The sequence below is a fragment of the Protofrankia sp. Cj5 genome, assembly GCF_917627405.1.
GTDB lineage: Bacteria > Actinomycetota > Actinomycetes > Frankiales > Frankiaceae > Protofrankia.
This window is the reverse complement of record NZ_CAKJTO010000099.1, coordinates 15,524-17,118: the sequence shown is the minus strand read 5'-3', so window position 1 is coordinate 17,118 and position 1,595 is coordinate 15,524. Positions and strand designations below refer to the sequence as shown.

The following is a 1,595-nucleotide window of genomic DNA, read 5'->3' as shown; positions in this document are numbered from 1 at the left end:
CTGTCGACGGCGGGTAGCCGTCGCGCCGCCTGGCCGGGCGAGAGCGGGGACCGGACCGCGGTGGATCCTGGTAAGACGTTCAACCGCGGCCCGCCGGCGCCGGCTCAGGTGTTGGGGCGCTTGCCGTGGTTGGCCTTGTGCTTGGCGCGGGCGCGTCGCTTGCGCTTCTTCTTCGCCACGTCGGGTACCTCCTTTCTCCTTCCGTTTCGATCAACTCGGCTCCGGTCATCCTGTCACGGGCCGTCGGTTGACAGTGCCGCCGCGGTCGAGGCCAGGGGATCTGGAGCCGCGGGACCGGCCGCGCCGGGGTGTCCGGGCCGTGCGGTATGGATGCGGCGGGCTGCCAGCGTGCGGCGCGCCCGCACTGGCGCGACCGCCGCGAACAGCCCTGCCCCGGCGGCGACCAGGACGTCGCCGATGCTGACCACCGCTGGCGCGGGTGGGAACGCCAGCGGTATTGCGTCCGTTGCCGGGCGCAGGACCGTGGCGGTGTCCCCGGGGGTGTACTGGGATGACCCCCGCACGTCGCTGAACGCGACGCCAGCGCGGTCGGCTCCCCAGCGCGACACCGGCATCTGACCGCTGTTGGCGAGGACCACCACTGTGTTCAGCGTGATGCCTGCCAGCAGCAGGCCGAGGCCTGGCAGCCGGGGGTTCGCCGCCGCGAAGAATGCCACCGCGACCGTTGCCACCACCCAGCCGGCCGCGTAGGTGCCGGGGACGACCTGCCCGAGGAGCAGCGCCGCGAACGCGGCCGCGAGCGCCCGTGGGCGCGCCACATAGATCCGCACCAGGGCAGCTGGCGTCCCACCGCGAATCAGCCCGACCGTGGCACCACCGACCAGGACGAGCACAAGGAGAACGAACACCCTCGTAGTGTGCTTCGTCCGCGCCGTGCCGCGGCGCAGGGGCGACATTCCGGCATGTCTGATTTGCCCGCGCCGCCTCCCTGGCCGAGCGTCGGAAGATCACAATCAGCTGCCGGCCAGTACTGGATTTGGGTGAATCAGTGCTCTAACCGGGATTTTCTTTGTCGCCGTGGCGCGCAGCGGTCAGGTCCACGTGCGCACTACGCTCACGGTGCGCGTTTGTCCGGTCGGGACTACGGCGTGTTTCGGAAGTCGTGGTTCGATCAGGGAGCCGCGTCCAGGTGGTTCCTGGCAAGGCCGCAGGCCACACCGATACCGGATGAGTTGTATCGGTGTGGCCGAGAACGCAGCCAGAGGCCGCCTGGACGTGGCGAGCCGGACAGATGGCTTTCGAAACACGCCCTAGGAAGGGGAGCCGTGGCCGAGGAAGTTCGAGCCGAGATGGTCGCCAACGTGTGGAAGGTCGTGGTCGGTGTCGGTGACACGGTGTCGGCCGGGGACACACTGGTGATTCTCGACTCCATGAAGATGGAGATCCCGGTACTCAGCGAGGACGGCGGCCGGGTCGCCCAGATCGCGGTGCGGGAGGGCGACGTCGTTCAGGAAGGAGACCTGATTGCCCTTCTTGACGGCCTGCCAGCGGCCTGACCGCGACCGCGCCGTGACGATCCCGGCGGCGGCCGCTCAAGAGGGGACGCGACGTCGCGGGGCCAGGGGGCGCCTGGA

The 1,595-nt window shown here is 69.9% G+C and carries 3 protein-coding genes; 1 reads left to right on the top strand and 2 read right to left on the bottom strand.

Annotation, left to right across the window (positions count from 1 at the left end):
* Nucleotides 1–104: 104 nt before the first annotated feature.
* Both MJ777_RS23210 and MJ777_RS18320 read right to left on the bottom strand, forming a co-directional pair.
* Nucleotides 105–179: a 50S ribosomal protein bL37 gene (locus MJ777_RS23210; RefSeq protein ID WP_369809780.1), complete on the bottom strand. Its 75-nt coding sequence runs from the start codon at nucleotides 177–179 to the stop codon at nucleotides 105–107.
* A 54-nt stretch (nucleotides 180–233) separates the two neighbouring features.
* Nucleotides 234–869: a DUF5317 family protein gene (locus MJ777_RS18320; RefSeq protein WP_239310120.1), complete on the bottom strand. Its 636-nt coding sequence runs from the start codon at nucleotides 867–869 to the stop codon at nucleotides 234–236.
* A gap of 417 nt (nucleotides 870–1,286) precedes the next feature.
* On the opposite strand from MJ777_RS18320, the gene MJ777_RS18315 reads away from it, so the two are divergent.
* Nucleotides 1,287–1,517, top strand: coding sequence for a biotin/lipoyl-binding carrier protein (locus MJ777_RS18315; protein WP_239310119.1), 231 nt, complete (start codon nucleotides 1,287–1,289; stop codon nucleotides 1,515–1,517).
* Nucleotides 1,518–1,595: the final 78 nt, after the last annotated feature.